General features: G+C 63.1%; 28 protein-coding genes and 1 tRNA gene. 14 read left to right on the forward strand and 15 right to left on the reverse strand.

From position 1 onward, the window contains the following. Positions 1-10: 10 nt before the first annotated feature. Genes ACHMW6_RS27570 through ACHMW6_RS27595 form a run of 6 tightly spaced genes read left to right on the forward strand, consistent with a single transcriptional unit; the run spans position 11 to position 5439 of the window. Positions 11-1111, forward strand: a complete 1101-nt coding sequence (locus ACHMW6_RS27570; RefSeq protein WP_395401699.1) for a M48 family metalloprotease — start codon at positions 11-13, stop codon at positions 1109-1111. A 3-nt stretch (positions 1112-1114) separates the two neighbouring features. Then, positions 1115-1528 carry a surface-adhesin E family protein gene (locus ACHMW6_RS27575; protein WP_395401701.1) on the forward strand — a complete coding sequence of 138 codons (414 nt, stop codon included), beginning with the start codon at positions 1115-1117 and terminating at the stop codon, positions 1526-1528. 20 nt (positions 1529-1548) lie between these two features. Further along, positions 1549-2547 carry an XdhC family protein gene (locus ACHMW6_RS27580; RefSeq protein ID WP_395401703.1) on the forward strand — a complete coding sequence of 333 codons (999 nt, stop codon included), beginning with the start codon at positions 1549-1551 and terminating at the stop codon, positions 2545-2547. 33 nt (positions 2548-2580) lie between these two features. Next, the gene (locus ACHMW6_RS27585; RefSeq protein WP_395401705.1) at positions 2581-3471 is read left to right on the forward strand and encodes a DMT family transporter; all 891 of its coding nucleotides are present in this window, start codon (positions 2581-2583) and stop codon (positions 3469-3471) included. Next, on the forward strand, positions 3468-4388 hold the full coding sequence (locus tag ACHMW6_RS27590) for a DNA-3-methyladenine glycosylase 2 (RefSeq protein ID WP_395401707.1): 921 nt from the start codon (positions 3468-3470) through the stop codon (positions 4386-4388). The genes ACHMW6_RS27585 and ACHMW6_RS27590 overlap by 4 nt, the downstream gene beginning before the upstream one ends. Before the next feature lie 58 nt (positions 4389-4446). Beyond that, on the forward strand, positions 4447-5439 hold the full coding sequence (locus tag ACHMW6_RS27595) for a MerR family transcriptional regulator (RefSeq protein ID WP_395401709.1): 993 nt from the start codon (positions 4447-4449) through the stop codon (positions 5437-5439). 115 nt (positions 5440-5554) lie between these two features. Here ACHMW6_RS27595 and ACHMW6_RS27600 read toward each other — a convergent pair. Then, positions 5555-5631 (reverse strand) — tRNA-Met (locus ACHMW6_RS27600). Positions 5632-5813: 182 nt separating this feature from the next. Here ACHMW6_RS27600 and ACHMW6_RS27605 point away from each other — a divergent pair. Genes ACHMW6_RS27605 through ACHMW6_RS27625 form a run of 5 tightly spaced genes read left to right on the forward strand, consistent with a single transcriptional unit; the run spans position 5814 to position 10014 of the window. After that, positions 5814-6398 (forward strand): NUDIX hydrolase, encoded by a 585-nt coding sequence (locus ACHMW6_RS27605; protein WP_395401711.1) that lies wholly within the window; start codon positions 5814-5816, stop codon positions 6396-6398. Further along, positions 6395-7123: a leucyl/phenylalanyl-tRNA--protein transferase gene (gene aat / locus ACHMW6_RS27610; protein WP_395401713.1), complete on the forward strand. Its 729-nt coding sequence runs from the start codon at positions 6395-6397 to the stop codon at positions 7121-7123. Before ACHMW6_RS27605 ends, aat begins: the two co-directional genes overlap by 4 nt. A gap of 38 nt (positions 7124-7161) precedes the next feature. Further along, the gene (locus tag ACHMW6_RS27615; RefSeq protein WP_395401715.1) at positions 7162-7890 is read left to right on the forward strand and encodes an arginyltransferase; all 729 of its coding nucleotides are present in this window, start codon (positions 7162-7164) and stop codon (positions 7888-7890) included. Positions 7891-7920: 30 nt separating this feature from the next. Further along, complete coding sequence (locus tag ACHMW6_RS27620; protein ID WP_395401717.1) at positions 7921-8964, forward strand: quinone-dependent dihydroorotate dehydrogenase; 1044 nt, start codon at positions 7921-7923, stop codon at positions 8962-8964. A 3-nt stretch (positions 8965-8967) separates the two neighbouring features. Then, on the forward strand, positions 8968-10014 hold the full coding sequence (locus ACHMW6_RS27625) for an aldo/keto reductase (RefSeq protein ID WP_395401718.1): 1047 nt from the start codon (positions 8968-8970) through the stop codon (positions 10012-10014). Here ACHMW6_RS27625 and ACHMW6_RS27630 read toward each other — a convergent pair. Genes ACHMW6_RS27630 through cysT form a run of 5 tightly spaced genes read right to left on the reverse strand, consistent with a single transcriptional unit; the run spans position 9998 to position 15328 of the window. Continuing rightward, entirely contained in the window at positions 9998-11593 is a 1596-nt protein-coding gene (locus ACHMW6_RS27630) for a methyl-accepting chemotaxis protein (protein ID WP_395401720.1), read from the reverse strand. The genes ACHMW6_RS27625 and ACHMW6_RS27630 overlap by 17 nt on opposite strands. Positions 11594-11645: 52 nt before the next feature. Continuing rightward, on the reverse strand, positions 11646-12578 hold the full coding sequence (locus tag ACHMW6_RS27635) for a CysB family HTH-type transcriptional regulator (RefSeq protein WP_395401722.1): 933 nt from the start codon (positions 12576-12578) through the stop codon (positions 11646-11648). Then, complete coding sequence (locus tag ACHMW6_RS27640; protein WP_395401724.1) at positions 12575-13648, reverse strand: sulfate/molybdate ABC transporter ATP-binding protein; 1074 nt, start codon at positions 13646-13648, stop codon at positions 12575-12577. The genes ACHMW6_RS27635 and ACHMW6_RS27640 overlap by 4 nt, the downstream gene beginning before the upstream one ends. A 1-nt stretch (position 13649) precedes the next feature. Continuing rightward, the gene (cysW, locus tag ACHMW6_RS27645; RefSeq protein WP_395401726.1) at positions 13650-14525 is read right to left on the reverse strand and encodes a sulfate ABC transporter permease subunit CysW; all 876 of its coding nucleotides are present in this window, start codon (positions 14523-14525) and stop codon (positions 13650-13652) included. Further along, on the reverse strand, positions 14522-15328 hold the full coding sequence (gene cysT, locus ACHMW6_RS27650; protein ID WP_395408726.1) for a sulfate ABC transporter permease subunit CysT: 807 nt from the start codon (positions 15326-15328) through the stop codon (positions 14522-14524). Before cysT ends, cysW begins: the two co-directional genes overlap by 4 nt. 235 nt (positions 15329-15563) lie before the next feature. On the opposite strand from cysT, the gene ACHMW6_RS27655 reads away from it, so the two are divergent. Beyond that, positions 15564-15908 (forward strand): hypothetical protein, encoded by a 345-nt coding sequence (locus ACHMW6_RS27655; RefSeq protein WP_395401728.1) that lies wholly within the window; start codon positions 15564-15566, stop codon positions 15906-15908. Between the two features lie 162 nt (positions 15909-16070). On the opposite strand, the gene ACHMW6_RS27660 is transcribed toward ACHMW6_RS27655, so the two are convergent. The 6 genes from ACHMW6_RS27660 to ACHMW6_RS27685 form a co-directional block, all read right to left on the reverse strand. Continuing rightward, positions 16071-16922, reverse strand: coding sequence for a hypothetical protein (locus tag ACHMW6_RS27660; RefSeq protein WP_395401730.1), 852 nt, complete (start codon positions 16920-16922; stop codon positions 16071-16073). Continuing rightward, entirely contained in the window at positions 16922-17626 is a 705-nt protein-coding gene (locus ACHMW6_RS27665) for a prolyl oligopeptidase family serine peptidase (RefSeq protein WP_395401732.1), read from the reverse strand. The genes ACHMW6_RS27660 and ACHMW6_RS27665 overlap by 1 nt, the downstream gene beginning before the upstream one ends. A gap of 173 nt (positions 17627-17799) precedes the next feature. Beyond that, positions 17800-18438, reverse strand: a complete 639-nt coding sequence (locus ACHMW6_RS27670; RefSeq protein ID WP_395401734.1) for a peroxiredoxin — start codon at positions 18436-18438, stop codon at positions 17800-17802. Between the two features lie 18 nt (positions 18439-18456). Beyond that, the gene (locus tag ACHMW6_RS27675; RefSeq protein WP_395401736.1) at positions 18457-19023 is read right to left on the reverse strand and encodes an RBBP9/YdeN family alpha/beta hydrolase; all 567 of its coding nucleotides are present in this window, start codon (positions 19021-19023) and stop codon (positions 18457-18459) included. A gap of 22 nt (positions 19024-19045) precedes the next feature. Further along, a complete protein-coding gene (locus tag ACHMW6_RS27680) occupies positions 19046-20062 on the reverse strand; it encodes a sulfate ABC transporter substrate-binding protein (protein WP_395401738.1) in 1017 nt (338 codons plus the stop codon). 99 nt (positions 20063-20161) lie between these two features. Next, positions 20162-20563: a diacylglycerol kinase gene (locus ACHMW6_RS27685; protein ID WP_395401740.1), complete on the reverse strand. Its 402-nt coding sequence runs from the start codon at positions 20561-20563 to the stop codon at positions 20162-20164. 167 nt (positions 20564-20730) lie between these two features. On the opposite strand from ACHMW6_RS27685, the gene ACHMW6_RS27690 reads away from it, so the two are divergent. After that, complete coding sequence (locus tag ACHMW6_RS27690) at positions 20731-21462, forward strand: IclR family transcriptional regulator (protein WP_395401742.1); 732 nt, start codon at positions 20731-20733, stop codon at positions 21460-21462. A gap of 79 nt (positions 21463-21541) precedes the next feature. Here ACHMW6_RS27690 and ACHMW6_RS27695 read toward each other — a convergent pair whose 3' ends face one another. From ACHMW6_RS27695 to ACHMW6_RS27705, 3 genes are all read right to left on the reverse strand, one after another. Further along, positions 21542-22603: a serine hydrolase gene (locus tag ACHMW6_RS27695; RefSeq protein ID WP_395401744.1), complete on the reverse strand. Its 1062-nt coding sequence runs from the start codon at positions 22601-22603 to the stop codon at positions 21542-21544. Positions 22604-22747: 144 nt separating this feature from the next. Continuing rightward, the gene (locus ACHMW6_RS27700; protein WP_395401746.1) at positions 22748-23443 is read right to left on the reverse strand and encodes a nitroreductase; all 696 of its coding nucleotides are present in this window, start codon (positions 23441-23443) and stop codon (positions 22748-22750) included. Positions 23444-23450: 7 nt separating this feature from the next. Further along, entirely contained in the window at positions 23451-24317 is an 867-nt protein-coding gene (locus ACHMW6_RS27705; protein WP_395401748.1) for a DMT family transporter, read from the reverse strand. 259 nt (positions 24318-24576) lie between these two features. On the opposite strand from ACHMW6_RS27705, the gene phaP reads away from it, so the two are divergent. Further along, entirely contained in the window at positions 24577-25125 is a 549-nt protein-coding gene (phaP, locus tag ACHMW6_RS27710; protein WP_395401750.1) for a TIGR01841 family phasin, read from the forward strand. Positions 25126-25250 lie beyond the last annotated feature (125 nt).

Consider the following 25250-nt stretch of genomic DNA (forward strand, 5'->3'; position numbering starts at 1 on the left):
GGAAAGGACTATGACCGCAGGGCAACAATTCGCAAACCGGGCAAACTGCCCCCGACTGGCCGCCGTAGCGGCCGCCCTGCTGCTTACAGCCTGCGGCACGACAGCGCCGCCCCCCTCGCCTTCCCATGCCCCCGTCGAAGCCACCCAGCCGCCACCGGCGCCGGTGGTCACGCCGCAGCAGCTGGCGGCGCGGGAGTCGCTGAAGACCATGTCCAATCTGCAGGACCGCCTGTACCGCGTCGGCGGTCCGCTGCTGATCCAGAATGCGGACCTGTGCAAGTCGGCGGCGCGCAACCTGCTGGGCTTTACCGCCAAGAACCGCTATTCCTACCCGGGCGAGTACAGCGACGCCTCGGTCGCCGTGCTTGGTTATGACGACATGCTGCAGGTATCGAATGTGCTGGCCGGCAGCGGCGCCCAGCGCGCCGGCCTGCGCAAGGGCGACGACCTGGTGGCCGCCGACGGCAAAACCCTGCCCAAGGGACGCGATGCCGAAAGCAAGGCGGCCGGCGTGCTTGGTCCGCTGGCCTCCAGCCGCGCCACCCTGCCCCTGACCGTGGCGCGCAACGGCAGCAGCCACACGCTGAACGTGCCCGTCACGCGCGCCTGCGCCTATCGCCTGGAGCTGGGCAACTCGGACAATGTGAATTCCTATGCCGACGGCAGCCGCGTGATGCTCACGCGCGGCATGATCAATTTCGCCCAGAGCGATGAGGCGCTGGCCTATGTGATGGCCAAGGATATCGCGCACAATGTGCTGGGCCACCCGGCAACGCTGCGCAACACGTCCACCATCGGCAGCATCATCGATAACCTGCAATCGGTGCGCCCCGACCTGTCCATGCTGGTCGGCAGCGCGGGCATCAGGCCGATGCCGCAGGACATGGACATCGCAGCCGATAACCTGTCGCTGTACATGCTGGCGCGCGCCGGTTACAACATCGACCACGCGAAATCCTTCTGGCAGCGCCTGTCCGCGCAATACCCGGCATCGACGCTGAACGGCTATACGGCCAACCACCCGGCCATTGCGGCCCGCCTGGCGGCGATGGACCGCTCGGTGAACGAAGTCAAGGCCAAGCAGGCTTCCAAGCGCCCGCTGGTCCCCTGAGCCATGCGCCGCCTCCTTCTGCCCCTGCTGCTGGCCCCCGCCCTGGCAGCCGCCGGCTCCTGGTCCAAAATCGGCGGCGACGACGACGCGGTGCTGCTGCTGGACCGCGCCTCGGTGCACGCCTCGGGCGCCGGCTACAAGGCGGCCACCATGCAGAGCTACCGTCGCCCGCAGAGCACGCCGGATGGCAAGCCTTACCTGTCCGTGCGCTCGCAGCATCTCTACAACTGCCTGGAAAATACGGCCACCCTGCTGTCGCAGGACTATTTCTCCGGTGTGCTGGGGCGGGGCGAGCCCGTCGGCACCTACAAATACGAATCCTATGACCCTGAGCAGATTGGCCCGGGCGCCGCGCTGGAAAGCGCTCTGAAAGTCGTCTGCAAGGCGAAAAGAAGGGCCTCCGGCAAAGGCGGCTGAGGCTTGCTATAGTACAGGCCATGGATAGCATCGACCTCGAAGTACTCAAGACCAGCTCCGCCTGGATCGCGGCGGGACACCGCTGCCAGCTCGTCACCGTCATCAAGACCTGGGGCTCCAGCCCGCGCCCGGTCGGCGCCACGCTCGCCATCTGCGACGATGGCCGCGTGGTCGGTTCCGTTTCCGGCGGCTGCATCGAGGATGACCTGATCGAGCGCGTGCGCAAGGAAGGCATCATGCGCGAATTGCCGGAAATCGTCAGCTATGGCATCACGGCCGACGAAGCCCACCGTTTCGGCCTGCCCTGCGGCGGCACCATCGAACTGGCGCTCGAACCCCTGGGCCCGGACAGCCGTATCGACGAGCTGCTGCACCGCCTGGAGCGGCACGAGCTGGTGGCCCGCACCGTGGACCTGAAGACCGGCGCCGTGGCGCTGGAAAGCACCAGCCCCGGTTCCGTGCTCGAACTGCACGGCGACAAACTGGTGACCCAGCACGGTCCGCGCTGGCGCCTGCTGATCATCGGCGCCGGCCAGCTGTCGCGCTTCCTGGCGCAGATTGCGACCGCGATGGACTACAACGTGACCGTGTGCGACCCGCGCGAGGAATACCGCTCCGGCTGGACCCTGCCCGAAGTGCGCCTGGTGCACGGCATGCCGGACGACCTGGTCATCGAAATGAAGCTGGACAGCCGCTGCGCCGTGGTAGCCCTGACCCACGATCCCAAGCTGGACGACCTGGCCATCATGGAAGCGCTGAAGTCGGACGCCTTCTACGTCGGCGCCATCGGCTCACGACTGAACAACGCCAAGCGCCGCGAGCGGCTGGTGGAATTCGATCTCACGCCAGAGCAGCTGGCGAAGCTGCACGGCCCGATCGGACTTTACATCGGCAGCAAGACGCCGTCCGAGATCGCGATCTCCATCCTGGCCGAGATGACGGCCGTGAAGAACGGCGTGCCGCAGTCGCTGCAGCTGAACCACGCCGACGCCATGAATTCAAACGCAAGAATCAGCTAGCGCCAGCGCGCTTCCGCTGCCACAATCCGGCCGATGAATACCGCCAACCTGATCAGACTCGTCACCCTGGCCGCCATCTGGGGCGGCTCCTTCCTCTTCATGCGCATTGCCGCCCCGGTGCTGGGGCCGGCGGTGCTGATCGAATACCGCGTGACGTTCGCGGCGCTGTTCCTGGCTGCGATCGCACTGCTGCTGCGCAAGCCGCTGCACCTGCGCCAGCACTGGAAGCATTACCTGATCCTGGGCCTGTTCAATTCCGCCCTGCCCTTCCTGCTGTTCGCCTTCGCGGCGCGTACCCTGTCCGCCTCCGTGCTGTCGGTGCTGAATGCGACGGCGCCGATGTGGGGCGCGCTGATCGGCGCCGTGTGGCAGCGCCAGATGGTCAGCGCGCGCGTGATGCTGGGCCTCGCCCTCGGCACCGTCGGCGTGGCGCTGCTGGTCGGTTTCGACCATGTGAGCTCGCGCGAAGGCGCGGGCATCGCGATTGCGGCCGGCGTGTTCGCGGCCTTCAACTACGGCATCGCCAGCACCTACGCCAAGTCGGCCAAGGCAGTCGAGCCTTTCGCCAACGCGCACGGCAGCATGCTGGGCGGCCGCTCTCCTTACCCTGCCATCGCTTGCGCTGTTCCCGCAGCCCGGCGAGCCTACCGTCGGCATCATGGGCGCCGCGCTCGCGCTGGGCATCCTGTGCAGCGGCATCGCCTACCTGCTTTACTTTGGCCTGATCCGCGACGTGGGGCCAACGTCTCGCTTACCGTAACCTTCCTCAATCCCCTGTTCGGCATCCTGTGGGGCACGCTCTTCCTGCATGAAGTGGTGGGCTGGTACACCATCGTCGGCGCCGCCATCGTCATTTCGGGCACCATGCTGGTCACCGGCTACAAGCCGCCGCTGCCCTGGCTGCGCAAGACGGAAACCGCATGAAGCACAGCTTTACCCTGGCGCTGCCCGCCAATTTCCGGGTGGACGACGTGCTCAAGTTCCACAGCCGCGATGCGGAAAGCGTGGCCGAGGAAGTCAGCGACAAGCGCATTCGCAAGGGCATGCTGCTGGACGGCGCGCCCGTGGTGCTCACCGTCGACCTGCCTGCCGCCCGCCGCCGCAGCGTGAGCTGCGAGGCGGACATCGACGCGCCGGCCGCCAGCGTCCCGCCCCTGCTGGCCGCGCACATCGAAGCGGCCGCCCGCAACATTCTCGGTCTGCACATCGACCCGGCCGACTTCGTCGCCTTCGCCCGCGACGACGCCCTGCTGGGCGCCCTCGTCCAGCGCCAGCCCGGCCTGCGCATTGTGCAGTCGGCGACGGTCTTCGAGGCGCTGACCTGGGCCATCATCGGCCAGCAAATCAACCTGCAGTTCGCGATCTCGCTGCGCCGCACCTTCATCCTGCAAGCCGGGCGCCAGCACAGCAGCGGCCTGTGGTGCTATCCCGAAGCGGCCGACGTGGCGAAACTCGACGTGGAAGAACTGCTGACCCGCAAATTCTCCCGCGCCAAGGCCGAAACCCTGCTGCGCTTCGCCCAGCTGGTCGCGGGGGGCGAGCTGGACCTGACGCCGGCGCCGGGCAACGAAATCGAACAGATCAGCGCAAAGCTGCTGGCCGTCAAAGGCATTGGCCCCTGGACCGTCAACTACGGCCTGCTGCGCGGCTATGGCTATGCAGACTGCTCGCTGCACGGCGACGTGGCCGTGCGCGCCGCCCTGCAACGCCTGCTGGGCGAGGAAACGAAGCCGGACATGGCCCGCGCCGAGCGCATCTTGCAGCAATACCAGCCCCACCGTACGATGGCGGCAGCCCATTTGTGGGCCAGCCTCGCCGACAGGCCTGACGAAAGCGCTTGACCCTCACGCCACGTCAGGCTCCAGCATGGCGCCACGCACGATGACAGGAGCACAGCCCATGCTGAAAGTAGGAGAACTCGCCAGCCGTTCGGGCCTCACGGTCCGCACCCTGCACCATTACGACAGCATCGGCCTGCTCACGCCCTCGGCGCGCAGCGACGCCGGCTACCGGCTCTACAACCGAAACGACATCGCCCGGCTTCACCGGATCCAGGCGTTGCGCCGCTTCGGCATGGCCCTGGCCGACATCGCTGCCTTCCTGGACAGTCCCGACGCCTCGCCGGCAGCCATCATCGGCCGCCAGATCGCCGCGCTCGACCAGCAGATCGCCGACGCCGCCGCCCTGCGCGCGCAGCTGGCGCAGATGCAGGACCAGCTGCAGCGCGGCGAGGAACCGGAATTGTCTGCCTGGCTGACCTCACTGGAGCACATGACCATGCACGACAAATATTTCACGAAAGCGGAACAGCAGCAAATGCCCATCCTGAACGGCAGTCCCGAATGGGCTGCACTGGCCGAGGAACTGCGCGCGCTGATTGCCGCCGGCACGGCGCCCGCCGCCCCGGCCGCGCAAGACCTGGCCCGGCGCTGGATGGCCGCCCTGGCGCGCGACACGGGCAACGACCCGGCCCTGGCCGCCCGGCTGGATGCAATGTGGGTGCGCGAACCGGCCGTGCGCGAGCATACGGGCATCACGGCCGACATGCGCCAGTACATCATGGCCGCGGCCAACGAACCCAAACTGGCGCTGTACGCCAGACATATGTTGCCGGCTGAAGTGGAAATCTTGCGCAGGCACTTCCAGGGCCGCGTGGCGGAATGGCCGGGGCTGATTGCCGAGGTGCAAGCTCAGATGGACGCCGATCCTTCGCCGCGCGCACCCAAGGCGCGCGAGCTGGCGCAGCGCTGGATGGAACTGTTCGTGAACATGGTCGGCCCCGATCCGGCTACGCGTCAGCGTTTCCGTGCGGCACATGAAGCCGAGCCGGGATTGCAGGAAGGGCGCCAGATGACGGAAAAACTGCTGAATTTCCTGATGCAGGCGCTGTAAGAACCCAAGGCATAAACCAGGTGTCTGCCACATCGTGGCAGACACCAGTTTTAAGCCGTTGGTTTAAAAAAAAACCGTCATCGCGCGAGCGTATGACGGTTTTTCATAAGAATTCTGGTTGCGGGGACAGGATTTGAACCTGTGACCTTCGGGTTATGAGCCCGACGAGCTGCCAGACTGCTCCACCCCGCGTCTGATGCGAGTATTATAGGGCACCTGGCCACTTTAGGCAATCTTAATCCCACCGGTTTGCACGATAGATCGAATTTATTTTGCCGAATCCACCAGGAAACCCGTCTCTTTGACGCACGAGCTACGCGGCTCGCCGTCAATCGGTGTAAAGTAAGCATTGAACCAGACCTGATCTTATTTCCATGAAATTCTGCTCCGAATGCGCCAGCCCCGTTGAACTGATGGTCCCGGCCGGCGACAACCGCCCGCGCTATGTCTGCGTCAATTGCGAGACTATTCATTATCAAAATCCCAAGATGGTGATCGGCTCGATTCCCGTCTGGGAACGCGACGGCGAGCTGAAGATACTGCTGTGCAAACGCGCCATCGAACCACGCCGCGGCTTCTGGACCCTGCCGGCCGGCTTTATGGAAAACAACGAAACCACGTCCGACGCGGCGCGCCGCGAGACGGCCGAGGAAGCGGGCGCCAATATCGAACTGGGTAAATTATTTACCCTCCTGAACGTGGCGCGGGTGCACCAGGTCCATATGTTCTACCTGGCCGAGCTGAAAGACCTCAACTTCGCGCCGGGCGAGGAAAGCCTGGATGTGAAGCTGTTCACCCAGCAGGAAATCCCCTGGGACGACCTGGCCTTTCCCACCATCACCACCACGCTGGAATTCTTCTTCTCCGACCGCGACCGCGTGCGTGAAGGCGGCAATTACGGCTTCCACGAAATGGACATCACGCGCCCCATGCGCCTGCCCACCGCCGACGCACCATGATCCCCTGGCTGGACGCCAACACGCCCTTTCCCGACGTGTCCGAGGCGTTGACCACGGATGCCCCCGGCCTGCTGGCCGCGGGCGCCGACCTGTCGCCAACGCGGCTGCTGGCCGCCTACCAGCGCGGCATCTTTCCCTGGTTTTCCGAAGGCCAGCCCATCCTGTGGTGGAGCACCGATCCGCGCATGGTGCTGTGCACGGCCGACTTCAAGATCTCGGACAGCCTGCGCAAGACACTGAAGAAAATCGAGAAAAGCAGCCGCACCGACGGCCGCTGGCAGGTGCGTTTCGACTCCGCCTTCGAACAGGTGATGCGCGCCTGCGCCGCGCCGCGGCGCGATGGTCCCGGCACCTGGATTTCGGAAGACATCATCAGCGGCTATACCGGGCTGCACAAGCTGGGTTACGCCCACTCCGCCGAGCTTTGGCTGAACGGTGAACTGGTGGGCGGCGCCTACGGAGTTTCCATCGGCACAATGTTCTACGGCGAGTCCATGTTCGCGCGCGTGACCGACGGTTCCAAAGTGGCCCTGGCCTATCTGGTACATTTCCTGCGCCGCCATGGCGTGGAACTGATCGACTGCCAGCAGGAGACGGGCCACCTGCATTCCCTGGGCGCGCGGCCCATCCCGCGCAGTGTTTTTGTCGAGCATCTGCAGAAATGCATCGTCAAGCCACAGATCCGCGACTGGCAGCCGGAACCGCTCTACACTGCTGCCGCCTGAGGCTGTACGCGCGCGCGGAACGCGCTATGATATGTTCCATGACCCAGCTTAACGATCTACCCTTTGCCACCCTGCAGTTCTACACGACTGCGCCGTATCCGTGCAGCTACCTGGACGCACGGCAGGCGCGCTCGCAGGTAGCCACGCCTTCGCACCTGATCAATGCGGACGTGTACTCGGAGCTGGTCAAGAACGGTTTCCGCCGCAGCGGCATCTTTACCTATCGTCCATATTGCGACGGTTGCCAGGCCTGCATTCCAGTGCGCGTGGTGGCCGGCGAATACATGCCCACACGCGCCCAGCGCCGCACGTGGGAACGCCACAAGCAGCTGCAGGCCGGCGTGGCCACGCTGTCCTTCTCGGACGAGCACTACGCCCTCTACCTGCGCTACCAGAGCACCCGCCACGCCGGCGGCGGCATGGACCAGGATTCGCGCGACCAGTATGCGCAATTCCTGCTGCAAAGCCGGGTCAATACGCGGCTGGTGGAATTCCGCGAGCCGGACGGCACGCTGCGCATGGTGTCCATCATCGATGTGCTGTCGGATGGGCTATCTTCCGTCTACACTTTCTTCGATCCGGATGTGCCGGGCGCCAGCTTCGGCACCTATAACGTGATGTGGCAGATCGGCCAGGCGCAGGAGCTGGCCCTGCCCTACGTCTACCTGGGCTACTGGATCGAAGAGAGCCCGAAAATGAACTACAAGATCAAGTTCCAGCCCCTGCAGGCCCGGATCAAAGGGGTTTGGAGCCTGCTGCCAAGGTAAAATGTCGGCAATTTCATCCTAAGTTGCCCCATGTCCGACAAATTCCTGTATTCCCTGGCCCGTCCCATGCTGTTCTCGATGGACGCCGAAGAAGCCCACCATTTCACCCTCCCCGCCCTGAAACGCCTGTCGAAAATCGGCCTGACCCGCGCCATGGTGCGCCAGCCGCTGCCCGATCCGCGCACCGTGATGGGCCTGACGTTCAAGAACCCCGTCGGCCTGGCTGCAGGCCTGGACAAGGACGGCGCCTTCATCGACGCGCTGGCCGACCTGGGTTTCGGCTCCATCGAAGTGGGCACCGTCACGCCGCGCGCCCAGCCGGGCAATCCGAAGCCGCGCATGTTCCGCATCCCGGCGGCGCACGGCATCATCAACCGCATGGGCTTCAATAACGGCGGCGTGGACGCTTTCGTGGCCAACGTGCAGTCCTCGCGCTTCTACCAGAACAAGGAAGGCATCCTGGGCCTGAACATCGGCAAGAACGCCGATACGCCGATCGAGCGCGCGGCGGACGATTACCTGCATTGCCTGGAGAAGGTCTACCCGTACGCCAGCTATGTGACGGTGAATATCTCCTCCCCGAACACCAAGAACCTGCGCCAGCTGCAGGGCGCATCGGAAGTGGACGGCCTGCTGTCGCAATTGAAGGATGCCCAGCTGCGCCTGGCCGACCAGCACAAGCGCTATGTGCCGATGACGCTGAAGATCGCGCCGGACATGGATGCCGACCAGGTCAGGAACATTGCCGACGCGCTGATCCGCCACAAGATCGATGGCGTGATCGCCACCAACACGACCCTGAGCCGCACGGCGGTGGAAGGCATGCAGCACGGCGGCGAAGCGGGCGGCCTGTCCGGCGCGCCGGTGTTCGAACTGTCCAACAAGGTGATCCGCCTGCTGAAGGCGGAAGTGGGCGATGGGCTGCCCATCATCGGCGTGGGCGGCATTATGCAGGGCGCGGACGCAAAAGCCAAGATCGCGGCAGGCGCCCAGCTGGTGCAGCTGTACAGCGGCCTGATTTACGCCGGCCCCGCCCTGGTACGCGACTGCGCGGACGCCCTGCGCGGCAAATAAGCCATGGACAAGGTCCCCCTCGGCCAGAGCGATTTGCAGGTCAGCCGCATCTGCCTTGGCACGATGACCTTCGGCCAGCAGAATTTCGAGGCCGAGGCGCACGCCCAGATCGACTTCGCGCTGGAACGCGGCATCAACTTCCTCGACACCGCCGAACTGTATCCGGTGATGCCGTCACCCGCCACGCAAGGCGACACGGAGCGCATCATCGGCACCTGGCTGAAGAAATCCGGCCGCCGTGCGAACGTGGTGATCGCCACCAAGGCCGCCGGGCCGAATCCCAACATCCACTGGATCCGCGGCGGCCGCCATAACCACGATGCGGCCAATCTGCGCGCCGCCGTGGAAGCGAGCCTGAAGCGCCTGCAGACCGACTACATCGACCTGTACCAGCTGCACTGGCCCAGCCGCAACCTGCCGGTGTTCGGCGCCAATGCCTTCGATCCCGTGCGCGAGCGGCCCGCCGTGGCGGTGGAGGAAACGCTGGCGGCGCTGGGCAAGCTGGTGGACGAAGGCAAGATCCGCCACATCGGCCTGTCCAATGAAAGCAGCTGGGGCGTGTGCGAGTTCGTCAAGCAAGCCGAGCGCCATGGCCTGCCGCGCATCGCGTCCGTGCAGAACCTGTACAACCTGACGGCGCGCGCCTTCGAAACCAGCCTGCTGGATGAAACCTGCTACCGCGAGAATGTCAGCCTGCTGGCCTATAGCCCGCTGGCGTTCGGCCAGCTGACGGCCAAGTACTACGACAATCCCAAGGCGCACGGCCGCCTGACGATCTTCCCGCCGACTTGGAGCCCACGCTACCTGCGCCCCGCCGTGCTGGAAGCAGCCGGCGAGTACGCAAAGCTGGCGCGCGCCAACGGCATGACGCCAACGCAGCTCGCGCTGGCATGGTGCTACTCGCGCTGGTTCGTCGCCTCCACCCTCGTTGGCGCCACCACGCTGGCCCAGCTGAAAGAAAACATCGACGCCTACACGATGCGCCTGGCGCCGGACATCGCCGCCGCCGTCGACGCCATCCACGCCCGCATCACTAACCCGGGGCAATAAGTGCGCGCGGCGCCAGCCGGTGCTCGGCCAGCCGGAACACGCTGACCGCTTCGGCCAGCATCTGGGCCTGGTCGCGCATCGACTGCGCCGCGGCCGCGGCCTCCTCGACCAGGGCCGCGTTCTGCTGCGTCACGTCGTCGATCTGCACGATGGCCTGATTCACCTGCGCGATGCCCGAGCTCTGTTCCTGGCTGGCCGAGCTGATCTGGTTCATGATGTCCTCGACCTGCTGCACCGCCTTGACGATGCCCTGCATGGTCACGCCGGCTTCGTCGACAAGGCGCGCGCCGGCATCGACCGTAGCCACCGAATGCCCGATCAGCTCCTTGATTTCGCGCGCCGCGGCGGCCGAACGCGCGGCAAGGTTGCGTACTTCGCTCGCCACCACGGCAAAACCCCTCCCCTGCTCGCCGGCGCGCGCCGCTTCGACAGCGGCGTTCAGCGCCAGGATATTGGTCTGGAAAGCGATGCCGTCGATGACACCGATGATGTCCTGGATGCGCGCCGAACTCTCCTTGATGGCGCCCATGGTGCTGACCACCTCGCCCACCACGCGTCCGCCGCGCAGGGCGAACTCCGACGCGGCAACCACCAGCTGCGTAGCCTGGCGCGCGTTCTCTGCATTCTGCTGCACCGTCGACGTGAGTTCCTCCATCGAGGACGCCGTCTCTTCAAGACTGGAAGCCTGCTGCTCCGTGCGCGAGGACAGATCCAGGTTGCCGCTGGCGATTTCGTTGGAAGCGGTAGTGATCGTATCCGAGCCTGAACGCACCTTGCCGACGGTGCGCGCCAGCGACTCGTTCATGTGCTGCAGGGCGCGCAGCAGCTGGCCCGTTTCATCGCGCGTGTCGCACTCGATGCGTTGCGTGAGGTCGCCGCCAGCCACCGCCTCGGCCACGCCCACGGCGCGGTTCAGGGGACGCGTGATGCTGCGCGTGATCCGCCATAGCACGGCGGCAGCCAGCAGGGCCGCGGCTACCGTGAGCGCGACCATCATATTGCGCGAGCTGGTGTAAGCCTGGTGCGCTTCCTGGCTGGCGGTGCTGACGGCCTCGCCCTGGTATTTCGCCAGCTCCGTGAGTGAGTTCAGGTAAGCCGTCTGCTCCTTGCGCACGGCGCTCAGGAGGTAGGCCACCACGGCATCGCGCTGCGCGGCATCGGCCGACCGATCGAGGAAATTCTGCTGGACGACGAGATAGCGTTCGCGCGCTTCCAGCACGGCCTTCAGGCGCGTGCGGCTGCCTTCGTCCACATCGTCGGCAATCAGTTTGGAGAGCTTGTCCAGCTGGACGGCGATGTCGGCCTTGCGGTCTTCCACGCGCTGCAGCTCCTTCTTCACCGTGGCGGGATCGGTACTGAGCATGGCATTGCGCATGGCGCGGGCGATGTCGTTGACGCCGCCGATGGCTTCGTAGGCGGCGATGACCTTGGGTACCTTGTCGGATGCAATGTCCCCGGTGCCGTCATCGAGCTTGCCGAGGTTGGCGATGCCGATCGCCGAGATGCCTATCATGAAAGCCAGTGCCAGCCCGAGTCCGGCCGCCAGCCGGATACCGATCTTCCAGTTGCCAATACCCATAGGACTCCCCCTTTGAATACAACGCGAACCGGAATTCAGTATAGGCGAGTTTTTACTCGGCGCTGTCTCCAGCCAATGCCTGCTCGATATCGCTGCGCTGCAGCTCCGGTGCGAACTGGCGGATGAATTCGTAGGTATAGGAGCGCAAGTAAGCACCGCGGCGCAGCGCCAGGCGCGTGGTGTTGGCGGCGAACAGGTGCGAGGCTTCGATGGCGCGCAGGCCCTTGTCGCGGCCATGGTCGAATGCCATCGATGCCACCAGGCCGACACCGAGGCCAAGCGAGACATACTGCTTGATCACGTCCGAATCCATCGCGGTCAGCACGATATCCGGGCGCACATCGGCCTTGCCGAAGGCGGCGTCGATGTGGCCGCGGCCCGTGAAGCCCACGTCGTAGGTAATCAGGGGGAATTCGGCCAGGTCCTGCAGACGGATCGGCGTGCGCGTGAGCAGCGGGTGACCGTCCGGCACCACGATCAGGTGGCTCCAGCGATAGCAGGGGAAGGATACGAGATCCGGGAACTGAACCAGGCCCTCGGTCGCAATGCCGATATCCGCCTTGCCGGACAGGACCCACTCCGCGATATGGTCAGGCGCGCTTTGCTGGAGCGCGATGCGCACATTCGGGAACTCGTTGCGGAAGTGCTGCACGGCCTTGGGCAGCGCATAGCGCGCCTGCGTGTGGGTTGCGGCGATGGTCAGCGTGCCGCTCGAGGTGCCGGTGAACTCCTGGCTCGCCTGCTGCAGGTTTTCCGCTTCGACCAGAAGGCGGTCGATGATCTTCAGGATGCCTTTGCCCGGCTCGGTGAGGCCGGTCAGGCGCTTGCCGTTGCGCTCGAAGATGACCACGCCCAGCTCGTCCTCCAGCTCGCGGATCTGGCGGCTTACGCCCGGCTGGGACGTGAACAGCGCATTGGCCACTTCGGTCAGGTTGTAATTGCGGCGGGCCGCCTCGCGAATCGATCGCAGCTGCTGGAAATTCATATGGCGGCGCCCTCGTCAACGAATACGTGCAGCTTCTTGGGACGCACCACCAGCGTTTCGCCATCCTTCAGCGCCAGCTGCGAATAGCGATCGTTGGATATGGTCGCTTCGATCAGCTGCGCATTGTCGGCGCGCTCCAGGTCCAGCTGGGCCAGCGGGCCAATCGCGTGGGCGCGGCGCAGCTTGACGACGATGCCGTCCGCATCCGGCGTGTAGCGGTCGATTTCCAGGTCATGCGGACGCACATAAGCCGTGCCCTTGCCGTGCTGGGTTGCGTCGTGGCCCTGCACATCGAACTGGATGCCGTCGCTGGCCATCACGCCTTCGTGCACGCGGCCGTGGAATACGTTCACATTGCCCAGGAAGCCATAGACGAAAGGCGATGCGGGCTGGTTGTACACCTCGTCCGGCGCGCCCAGCTGCTCCACGCGGCCCTTGTTCATCAGCACCACCTGGTCAGCCACTTCCAGCGCCTCTTCCTGGTCATGGGTCACGAAGATCGAGGTCACGTGCAGGTCGTCGTGCAGGCGGCGCAGCCAGCGGCGCAGTTCCTTGCGCACTTTGGCGTCCAGCGCGCCGAAAGGTTCATCCAGCAGCAGCACGCGCGGCTCCACGGCCAGGGCACGGGCCAGGGCGATACGCTGACGCTGGCCGCCGGAGAGCTGCGGCGGATAGCGGTCGGCCAGCCAGTCCAGCTGCACCAGCTCCAGCAGGTCCTTCACCTTGCGGCGGATCTGGTCTTCCGACGGGCGCTCGCTGCGCGGCTTCACACGCAGGCCGAATGCCACGTTCTCGAACACGGTCATGTGCTTGAACAGCGCGTAGTGCTGGAACACGAAGCCCACCTGGCGCTCGCGCACGTGGCGGTCGGAGGCATCCTGGCCATCGAGCAGCACCTGGCCCGAGTCCGGATGTTCCAGGCCGGCGATGCAGCGCAGCAGCGTGGTCTTGCCGCAGCCCGATGGGCCCAGCAGCGCGGTCAGCTCGCCCGACGGGAAGTCCAGCGATACATTATTCAGGGCGACGAAATCGCCAAAGCGCTTGTTGATGTTCTTGACTGCGATTGTCATATCAGTGCTCCTGTGCGTCGTCGGCCGTGTTTTCGTGCAGACGCCACTCGATAAAGGTTTTCAGCGCCAGCGTGACCAGGGCCAGCAGCGCCAGCAGCGAGGCCACGGCAAAGGCGGCCGCGAAGTTGTATTCGTTGTAGAGGATCTCGACCTGCAGCGGCATGGTGTTGGTCTCGCCCCGAATATGGCCGGACACCACGGATACGGCGCCGAACTCGCCCATCGCGCGGGCATTACACAGGATCACGCCATACAGCAGGCCCCACTTGATGTTTGGCAGCGTCACGCGGAAGAAGGTCTGCCAGCCGTTCGCTCCCAGCACCACGGCCGCTTCCTCTTCCTCGCTGCCCTGCGCCTGCATCAGCGGAATCAGTTCGCGCGCCACGAACGGGAAGGTGATGAACACGGTGGCGATCACGATGCCCGGCACGGCGAACAGGATCTTGATGTCGTGCTCGGCCAGCCACGGGCCGAACCAGCCCTGGGCGCCGAACAGCAGCACGTAGATCAGGCCCGAAATCACAGGCGACACCGAGAACGGCAGGTCGATCAGGGTAAGCAGGATGCTCTTGCCGCGGAATTCGAACTTGGTGATGCACCATGATGCAGCCACGCCGAACACCAGGTTCAATGGCACGGCGATGCCAGCGGTGATCAGGGTCAGCTTGATGGCCGAGATCGCGTCTTCATCGACGATGGCGGCAGCGTATGCATCCCAGCCCTTCTTCAGCGCCTCGGTAAAGACGGCGATCAGGGGTACAAACAGGAACAGCGTGAGGAAGGCCAGCGCGGCAAAAATCAGGACGCGGCGCACCCAGGCCGGTTCCAGCACTTCATGACGGGTCGGCAGTTCGCCGCGGCGGGTGGTTGCGCTCATTTGCCGTTCCTTCCGCGTGCCCAGGCCTGCAGCAGGTTAATCGCCAGCAGCAGAATGAAGGACACAATCAGCATCACGACAGCGATGGCGGTGGCGCCCGCGTAGTCGTACTGTTCCAGCTTGGTGATGATGAACAGCGGAGTGATTTCGGAAACCATCGGCATGTTGCCGGCGATGAAGATCACCGAACCGTATTCGCCGGTGGCGCGGGCAAAGGCCAGCGCGAAGCCGGTCAGCAGCGAGGGCACGATGGTGGGGAATACCACGCGGCGGAACGTCTGGAAGGCCGAGGCGCCCAGGCTGGCGGCGGCTTCCTCCAGTTCGCGCTCGGCGTCTTCCAGCACGGGCTGCACGGTGCGCACGACGAAGGGCAGGCCGATGAAAGTCAGTGCGACCACCACGCCCAGTGGTGTGAAGGCAACTTTCACGCCCAGCACGCCCTCGAGATAGCGGCCGATCCAGCCATTGGACGAGTACAGCGCGGTCAGCGTGATGCCGGCCACCGCCGTCGGCAGCGCGAAAGGCAGGTCGACCAGCGCGTCGACGATGCGCTTGCCAGGGAACTTGTAACGCACCAGCACCCAGGCAACCACACCGCCAAACAATACATTAAACGTTGCGCCGATCAGGGAGGCGCCGAAAGTCAGGCGATAGGAAGCCATAACGCGCTCGTTGGTCACGGCGTTCCAGAAACCGTCCCAGGTCAGCGTGAAGGTCTTCAGGAAGACGGCAGACAACGGGATCAGCACGATCAGCGTCAGGTAGAAGATCGTGAATCCCAGGGACAAGTTGAAGCCAGGCATCACCCTGTAGGGCGCCTTCCTCGCTTTCACCGCTTCCGCCGGTGTGGAAACCGGCAACGCTACTGCTGACATGTTATTCCTCTTATTACATTTCCGACTAATAGGGTCGAATAATCGCATTGCGCTGTTATAAACCAAACTAACCTTTCGTCATTTGCTTAGATGCTAAAGACGGGGTGGCGTGCTACATTGGCGCTAAGTGTCTTGTTTTGGATTCTCTTGGAGGAGACTTGCAATGAACGATGCACTGTTACTGACCGACCGCCTGTGCGACCTGACCGAAATGGCGCTCCAGGCCCACTCCATGCTCGAGAAAGCCGCCGTTTTCGCTGCGGCCAAGGCCATCGAGGGCGAATTCTCCACCTGCGAACGCACGCTGGACGAGGCGGCGGCCCACAAGGTCTCGTCGATCTGCGCCACCATCTGCGCGGCCATCGGCTACGCCCCGGCAAATGGCAAGACCAATCCCCAGCTGATCGTCTGCGCCCGCACCGACATCGCCACGCTGCGCGAGCTGCTCAAGCAACAAGCCGCCTTCGCGCCCCCCGGCGTCGTCGTCACCGCCGCAGTCACCCACTGACTTCCCGCCGCATTCGCGGCTGCGGCTCCTCTGTGCCCGAAATAACCGTGCGGCGTAGGGCGGATCATTGATCCGCCATGCATGAGACGCCGCGCGGCGTCCCCGATCGGCGCCTAACGTCTCCCCATCGCCCGACGCCCTGTGCCGGCCAGCGCGCGCAAACTAGCGCTCCTGGTGATGGAAGAAGTACTTGGGCGGCATCCTGCGAAACTCAGGTGTCAGCGACGGGTTGTCGAGGCGGAGGATAGTGCGGTGAGCCAGCGCTGAGAGGTCGGTGCTGGGGAAATAGTATTTGCTGAGAAGCGCCATGAAGGACCCGTCCTCGAAGGCCGCCTCCAGGCCGCGAAGGATCGCCTCGCGCAAGCGTTCATTGCCCTTCTGCACGAAGAACAGCCGCCCGAAGGGATAGATGATCAGCAGATTGCTGTCGACGACTGCGTGCGGCGCTGCGGCGCGATACTTATCAAGCAGGAAGTGCACTTCGTTGGCGCCGAGCGGCACGAAGTCGATGCGCTTACGCTCCAGCAAGCGAAATAAGCCGTCCAGCGGCGCAGTAGCAACCTTGATGCCCGCGCGCTCCAGGATAGCAATATCCGACCAGCGCACGCCCTGCCCCGCCGTCTTGTCGCGCAGCTGCATAAGCGAGCGCATGCGCTCATACTCGTCCGCATTATCCTTGTGCACCACGAGCAGGCGATAGCCATTCAGCCCGCGGTCGATCGGAAAATACACGGGCAGGAAGCGATGCTCGAATTCCGCGCTGGTGCCGAAGTCCACCACATTGACTTCGCCGCTATCCATCATGATCCGTGCCCGCTCCTGGTTCACATTCAGCGGATGCAGGCTCAGTTCAAAATCGACTCCCGACTTGCGCAAGGCCAGGTTCAGCACCCGATAGCCATAGGCATTCACTTCCAGCCCGTCAAGGTTCGGATACTTCACCTGCAGCGTTGGCTCGGCCTGCACGAACCCGCAGAGCAGGAAGGCCACGAGCAGGATCGACGCCGCGAACATTATTGCTTGCGCTGCTGCAGGAACCAGTCGAAGAGGCCAGTCTTGGAGTCGTAGGCGTAGACCCAGGAGTCGGTGTGGCCGCCCTCGGGGAGCACGGTGTACTTCACATTGCCGCCGGCGGCCTTGAGCGCGTCGACCAGGATGGCGGAGGCGGCTTCGGGGACGGCTGTGTCCTTGGCGCCGTGGAAGACCCAGGTCGGGATGTTCTTCAGCTTGCCCACATTGCGCGGATTGCCACCGCCGCAGATCGGCGCGATAGCGGCGAAATACTCGGGGTAGCGCATCGCCAGTTCCCAGGCGCCATATCCGCCCATGCTCAAGCCCGTCAGATAAACCCGCGAACGGTCCACGTTATATTTCGACAGCACATCATCGATCATGCCCTTCAGCAGCGGCACATTCCAGCCATTCGGCTCGGGCGCCTGCGGCGACACCACCATGAACGGGAAGTCCGGATTCGACTCCACGATCGCCGGCGGCCCCCATTTCTTCACCCGCTCCAGGTCGTTGCCGCTCTCCCCCGAACCGTGCAGGAAAACGATCAGCGGCACGGGCTTGCCTTTGTCGGAGTACGACTTCGGCTGGAACAGCAGGTAATCGACGGAGAGTTGCATGGTCGTGGACTTGGCCACTTGCGCCGTCTGGGCTGATGCGGAGGCGCAGGAAACTGCGAGCAGGGCAAAGCTGAGGAGGCGTTTGATCATGGTCGTCAAAGGGTGGGGATGATGCCTTGATGATACCCCCGTCCGCGCGCCGCACAAGCAAAAATACCAGAGTCATGAACCTGGTGTCAGGCACATCATGCCTGACACCTGCTTTGGGCCGTGGGTTCAAAAAAAAGCCCCCGAACGGGGGCTGGAAGAGATAGAAACCAGGATTACTTGTTAGGCTGCGGCGTGATGCGCAGGTAAGGGCGCGGCGCAGTGAAGCCCTTCGGATACTTGGCCTTGAGGATTTCCGGATCCTGCACCGTCAGCGGGATGATCACATCGTCGCCATCGGTCCAGTTGCCCGGCGTAGCCACGGTGTGCTTATCGGTCAGCTGCAGGGCGTCGATCACGCGCAGCACTTCATTGAAGTTGCGGCCGGTACTCATCGGGTAAGTAATGGTCAGGCGCACCTTCTTGGCCGGGTCGATCACGAACAGCGAGCGAACGGTCGCGGTGGCGGACTGGTTCGGATGGATCATGTCGTACAGCTCGGAGACCTTGCGGTCGGAATCTGCAACGATCGGGAAGCCGACCACGGTATCCTGGGTCTCTTCGATATCCTTGATCCACTCCTTGTGCGCATCGGCCGGGTCAACCGACAGCGCGATCGCCTTCACATTGCGCTGCTCGAATTCCGGCTTCAGCTTGGCGGTCAGGCCCAGTTCCGTGGTGCAGACCGGCGTGAAGTCAGCCGGGTGCGAAAACAGCACGACCCAGGAATCGCCCGCCCAGTCATGGAACTTGATGCGGCCGATAGTGGAATCCTGCTCGAAATCCGGGGCGGTGTCGCCAAGGCGTAAAGTCATAGAAAATCTCCAAAATAGTTAAACAGACAACAAACGCTCATTGTGCGCCTGCTCTGCCAGTTTGTGCAACAGCCGCTGCCCGAAAACCCAGTCGCCCAGGCCGGACTCGGCGTTGATGTGTCCCAGCGCGCCCCCGTTGACGAATTCGCTGCCCCAGCGCTTTGCCCAGCGCTCGGCCTTCTCGACCGTCATCCAGGGATCGTTGGTGCTGGCCACCATGATCGATGGCACGGGCAATTCATCTTGCGGCAGCAGTTCGGAAACGCCGAACTTGTCGGGATCGGCCGGTCCCACCAGGAGCACGCCCGCCACAGTCGAGGGGGAGAGGTCATGCGCCAGGCTGTGCGCCGTGGTGAGGCAGCCGAAACTGTGAGCCACGATCAGGGTCGGGCGGGTGTCCTGCGCCAGCACCGCATCCAGCCGCGCCGACCAGCGCGACAGTACCGGCTGGTCCCAGCGCGCCTGCTCGACCCGCTCGAAGGCCGGGTACAGGCGCTGCCAGCGGCTTTGCCAGTGCGCCGGCCCGCTGTTGTGCAAGCCTGGCGCGACCAGGACACGGAACTGCGATAGCAAGTGTGCGGCCATGACGCCCTCCCCTTTGGCGTAATTACTTGCCGGCGAGCTTGCCGCCCGGCTGGTAGATCTGGTCGAACACGCCGCCGTCGGCGAAGTGCGTCTTCTGGGCCTTGGTCCAGTCGCCTGCCACATCAGCCAGCTTGAACAGCTTCACGTTCGGGAACTGGGAGGCATACTTCTTCGCTTCCTTTTCCACACCCGGGCGGTAGTAATTTTTGGCGATCAGTTCCTGCGCCTGGTCGGTGTACAGGAAGTTCAGGTAAGCCTCGGCCACTTTGCGGGTGCCGCGCTTATCTACCACCTTGTCGACTACCGCCACGGGCGGCTCAGCCAGGATGGAAACGGATGGCGCCACGATTTCAACCTTGTCCGGACCCAGTTCCTTGATCGCCAGCAGCGCCTCGTTTTCCCAGGCGATCAGCACGTCGCCAATGCCGCGCTCGACGAAGGTCGTGGTGGCGCCGCGCGCGCCGGAATCGAGCACCGGCACGTTCTTGTACAGTTTCTTCAGGTATTCACGGGCCGTCGCATCGCTGCCGCCCGGCTGGCGCAGTGCGTAACCGTAGGCTGCCAGGTGGTTCCAGCGGGCGCCGCCGGAAGTCTTCGGATTCGGCGTGATCACGGCCACGCCTGGCTTGACGAGGTCGCCCCAGTCCTTGATGCCCTTGGGGTTGCCCTTTCGCACCAGGAACACGATGGTCGAACTGTAAGGGGAAGCGTTCAGGCCCAGGCGCTTCTGCCAGTCCCTGTGCAGCAAGCCTTTTTCAGCCACTGCATCGATGTCGTAGGCCAGGGCCAGGGTCACCACATCGGCTTCCAGGCCGTCGATCACGGCGCGCGCCTGCTTGCCGGAACCACCGTGGGACTGCTTGATCTTGACGTTGTCGCCGGTCTTGGCCTTCCAGTCCTTGGCGAAGGCAGCGTTCACATCCGCGTAGAGCTCGCGGGTGGGGTCGTAGGAGACGTTCAGTAGCGTAATATCGGCCGCGTGGGCAATGGCGGTGCTGGCGAAAAGTGCAGCGGCAGCAATCAGTTTCTTGGACAGCATCTGTATTCCCCCTTGTGTTTGGAGACGCCAGATTAACCGCCCGGGCTTAGATTACGAACGAATACTTTCTCAGTTTTATATACCGCGATGTAATATGCGCTACCAGAAGCGGTTGAACAGCACTACCGCCCAAGTGGCGCCGGCCAGCACGCAGCTGAGCAGGACTGCTGCACTGCCGAAATCCTTGGCATTTTTGGACAGAGGATGTCTTTCCAGGGAAACCCGGTCAACCACAGCCTCGATTGCCGAGTTAATAAGTTCGACGATCAGGACGAAAATAAGCACCGCGATCAGCGCCAGCTTCTGGAAGGCCGAAATCGGCAGCAGCATGGCAATCACGCCAGCAGGGACGAACAAGGTCAGCTCCTGGCGGAAGGCGTGCTCATTGCGCCAGGCGGACTTGAAACCGTCCACCGAGTAGAAAAACGCGGAGAGGACGCGCTTCAGGCCGCTTTTGCTCTTGAATTCGCTGACTGGCTGTTCCATGCGATAACGGTTCATTCGTAAATCAACGCGCCATTATAGCCGCACGCGCACGGTAGATTTCCCATTTTTTTCACATCATGGTATAAAGAGAGCAGACATACTGCACTGCACCAACCACATCATGAAAATCGAACCTGTTCCCTCCCCCGGAGCAAAAGACAACCATCCAGGTGATCGAACGCATGGTGGCCCTGCTGGACGCCCTTGCCAAGTATCCTGACCCTGTCAGCCTGAAGGAATTGTCGAAAGTCTCCGGACTGCACCCTTCCACCGCCCACCGCATCCTCAACGATCTGGTGCTGACCCGCTTCGTCGACCGCATCGAGCCCGGTACCTACCGCCTCGGCATGCGCCTGCTGGAGCTGGGCAACGTGGTGAAAAGCCGCCTCTCCGTGCGCGAAGCGGCGCTGGACTTCATGCGCTCGCTGCACAAGAAGACCCAGCAGACCATCAACCTGTCCGTCCGCCAGGGCGACGAAATCGTTTATATCGATCGCGCGTTTTCCGAGCGCTCCGGCATGCAGGTCGTGCGCGCCATCGGCGGCCGCGGGCCGCTGCACCTGACTTCCACCGGCAAGCTGTTCCTGTCGGTCGATGAACCGAAAGCCATCCGCGCCTATGCCACCCGCACCGGGCTGGCCGGCCACAACAAGAATTCCATCACCGACCTGGCCCGCCTCGAACGCGAGCTGAGCCTGGTCCGCGCGCGGGGCTATGCGCGTGACAATGAGGAACTGGAACTGGGCGTGCGCTGCATGGCGGCAGGCATTCGGGACGATTCTGGAAAGCTGGTGGCGGGCCTGTCGATTTCGGCGCCGGCGGACCGGTTGCAGGAGGATTGGCTGGAGGATCTGGTTAATACCGCGAACCAGATTTCGGCGACGTTGGGTTATACGGCGACCGCCACGGAGTGATCACGCACGGCGGATCAATGATCCGCCCTACGCCTGTGTTGGTCGTTTTCGATTATTTGCGGCGCGCATGCGCCGCCGCTTACATGCCTGCCGCGGAATATGGCGACGCGCCGCTGGCGCCGCTGATCGTGCCCGGGAAATCCGGCTTCAACGCCGCCAACCACTTCTTCATGCGCGTCGCATCCGCCGCGCGCGCCGCCGACCCCTTGGCGTCCAGCAGCACCATAATCACGGCGCGTCCCTCAACCACCGCCTGCATGATCATGCAACGGCCGGCTTCGTTGATGAAACCCGTCTTCTGCAAGCCAATTTCCCACCCCGAATTCGGCGCCAGCAGGCGGTTGGTCGTGCCGAACATGGCCAGACGTCCATTCTTCTCCACCATTGCCTTCGGATCAGTGGAAAACTCACGCAGCATAGGATGCTCATACGCCGCCTGCACCAGCTTGGCCAGGTCGCGCGCGCTCGCCACATTCAGCTTGGACAGGCCGCTCGAATCGACATAGTGGGTGTCGTTCATGCCCAGATCCTGCGCCTTGGCATTCATCGCCTGCACGAAGGCGGACAAGCCGCCCGGATAACTGCGTCCCAGCGCCGACGCGGCGCGGTTTTCCGAGCTCATCAGCGCGATATGCAGCATATTGCGGCGGGTCAGGCGGTCGCCCACGCGCAGGCGTGAGCTGCTGAATTTCTCGCGGTCCACGTCTTCGTCGGTGACGGTGAGCACTTCTTCCATGTCCTGGTTCGCTTCGACCACCACGAGACCAGTCATCATCTTGGTGATGGACGCGATCGGCAAGGCCACACCGGCATTCTTTTCGAACAGCACTTCAGAATTGGCCTGATCCAGCACCAGCGCCACATTGGATTTGAGGTCCAGCGGATCGCGCACCAGGTTCAGGCCGGCCAGGTCGCCCATGGTGGGACGGCCGCCGGCATCGCCGACATTAGTGACCTTCTGATAAACGACCTTGCGCTTGCCTTTGACATTGACCACGCGCTTGACCATCCGTTCCCGGGGCTGCACCGATTCGGCAGCCGGCCGGCGCACGCCGGCCTTTTTCACCGCAGCACTTGCCGTATCAGCCAACACTGTGGCGCAAAGTACGGTCATTAGTGCGCTGACAGCAAGTTTCTTCATAGCAATTTCCCCGGAAACGAATCTGAACCATTACTGTTGCAGTGTAGCAAAACCACGTGCTTGTGCAAGCAAATTCAGCCCCTTGTTTCAGATAGTGATAGTACACAATTCACACTCTGAGGCAGTCGTGCAACGGAAGATTGTTCACTCCATAAATTTAACAAAATTCGACACTGGCTCGCGCTCGGTTACAAGACTATTTTCAACCTTGCCACGGTCGGCATAACCCAGCGACATCCCGCACACCACAGTCTCGCTTTCCGGCAGTTCCAGCTCGTCCGCAATAATGCGGTGGAACTGCGTGAAAGCGGCCTGCGGACAAGTGTCCAAACCCCGCCCGCGCGCCGCCACCATGATGTTTTGCAGGAACATGCCGTAGTCCAGCCACGAGCCTTGTTCCATGATACGGTCAATCGTGAAAATGAGGCCCACTGGAGCGCCGAAGAAGGTGTAGTTGCGGCCATGCTGCGCCGCCATGCCCACCTTGTTCTCCCGCGTGAGTCCAAGCAGCGAATACAGGTCCCAACCCACCTTGCGGCGGCGGTCGATATAGGGCGACTTCCACTCGCGCGGGTAGTAGGCGTATTCCTCGGTGTGCTGCTTGTTCTGGTCCGGATCGGCATATGCGGCCAGGATGCGCGAAGACAAGTGCTCGCGCCGCTCGCCGGTCAGCACATAGACTTTCCAGGGCTGCGTATTGGTGCCGGACGGCGCCCGCGCCGCTACCTGCAGGATCGCTTCGATGTCCTCGCGCGCCACTTCCTGCGGCAGGAAGGCGCGGATCGAACGGCGCGATGTGATGGCGGTGTCGACGGCTTGCTGGTCGGGGGTCGAAATCATGGTTCGCTCACTTTGGGTTCTTGACAACAAATACTACCCCAACAACGGCCAATACCATACCGGCCACGCCCATCCAGTTCAGGGCTTCGCCAAACGCCAGCCAGGCCATGATCGCCGTGGTTGGCGGCGTCAGGTAAAGCAGGCTGGTAACCTGGGTCGCATTGCCGCGCCGGATCAGGGTGAACAGCAGGAAGATTGCGCCGATCGATAACGCAAGCACAGACCAGGCCAGCGCGCCGACGAAGTTCGCCGTCCACTGCACCGAGTGCACATCTTCCAGCAGGAAGGCAAAGGGCAGCACCACCAGCACCGACGCACCAAACTGGATCACCGTGCCGGTGCGCAGGTCGAAACTTGGGCAGTGATGTTTTTGATACAAGGTTCCCACCGTGATCGTCAGCAGCGCAAACACGCACAGCGCGATCGCCTGCCAACTGAGGCCAACCAGCGTGATCTTCGCATAAACCACCAGCGTGACTCCCGCCAGTCCAAAGGCCAGGCCCAGCCACTGGCGCGGTCGCACCTTTTCGCCAATCAGCGGCGCCGCAAACGCGGTCAGGATAGGCTGCATGCCTACAATCAGGGCGGACAGGCCGGCCGGCATGCCAATCTTGATCGCACACCAGACGCCGCTCAGGTAACCGGCCTGCAGCAGGACGCCGGCGACGGCCACGTGCAACGGCTTGTCCGGCCAGGGCGCGCGCAGCAGCAGCACGGCCGGGACCAGCAGCGCCAGCACGCCGGCAAAACGCAGCAGCAGGAAGGTCAGCGGCGGCGCATACGGCAGCCCGAATTTCGCCACGATGAAGCCCGTGCTCCACAAGAACACGAAAAACAAAGGTACGGGCGAGAGGAAGGTGGCGTGGCGCGACATGGTGGCGGGAAATAATTACATTGGTGAAACAGTCTAACATCTTGCTGCTCAGCTTGCAGGCAGCCAATCAGCAGCACTTAAACATCCATTTCCACTCAGAAATCCTTTATATACAAGGGGTTGATACCTTTGTGCAACGCACAAAAAATGCTTGACTTTGTTTTTTTAACCCGGATAATTGGCTTTGTTGCGTTGCACAATATGTTGTGAAGTACCCGAGCAGCATCTTTCAACGACTATTTCTAAACTGGAGAGTCCAATGTTTTCGATTCCTGAGCAATTTTCCAATGCGACCAAAGCCAACCTGGAGAGCCAGTTCGCGCTGTTTTCCTCGCTGACCAACAAAGCCTTCGAAGGCGTGGAAAAGGTTGTTGACCTGAACCTGACCGCCGCCAAGGCATCGCTGGAAGAGTCCTCCGCGGCCGCCAAGCAACTGCTGGCCGCCAAGGATCCTCAAGAATTCTTCACCCTGAGCGCTGCCCAGGCTCAACCGACCGCCGAAAAAGCTATCGCTTACGGCCGTCACCTGGCATCGATCGCTTCCGGCACCACCGCTGAATTCAGCAAGGCCGCTGAAGTACAAATCGCCGAAACCAACCGCAAAGTGATCTCGCTGGTTGACGAAGTGAGCAAGAACGCCCCTGCCGGCACCGAAAACGCTGTTGCCCTGTTCAAGTCCGCCCTGAACAACGCCAACGCCGGCTACGAGCAGTTCACCAAAAGCGCCAAGGCTGCTGCTGAAACCCTGGAAGCCAACGTGAACGCTGCAGTGAACCAATTCGCTTCGGCTGCAACCGTAAAGAAGTAATTGACTCCTCTGCCGGCCCGCACGGGCCGGCAACATGAAGCATCGCTGTATTAGGTCTCCTCGGCATCCGTGGTTTCCTCTCCAGCGGATGTCCTTCCCCAGCCCCGGTTTCGACCGGGCTGCTT

It is taken from the genome of Pseudoduganella sp. UC29_106 (assembly GCF_044055365.1).
In the GTDB taxonomy this organism is placed as follows: domain Bacteria; phylum Pseudomonadota; class Gammaproteobacteria; order Burkholderiales; family Burkholderiaceae_D; genus Rugamonas.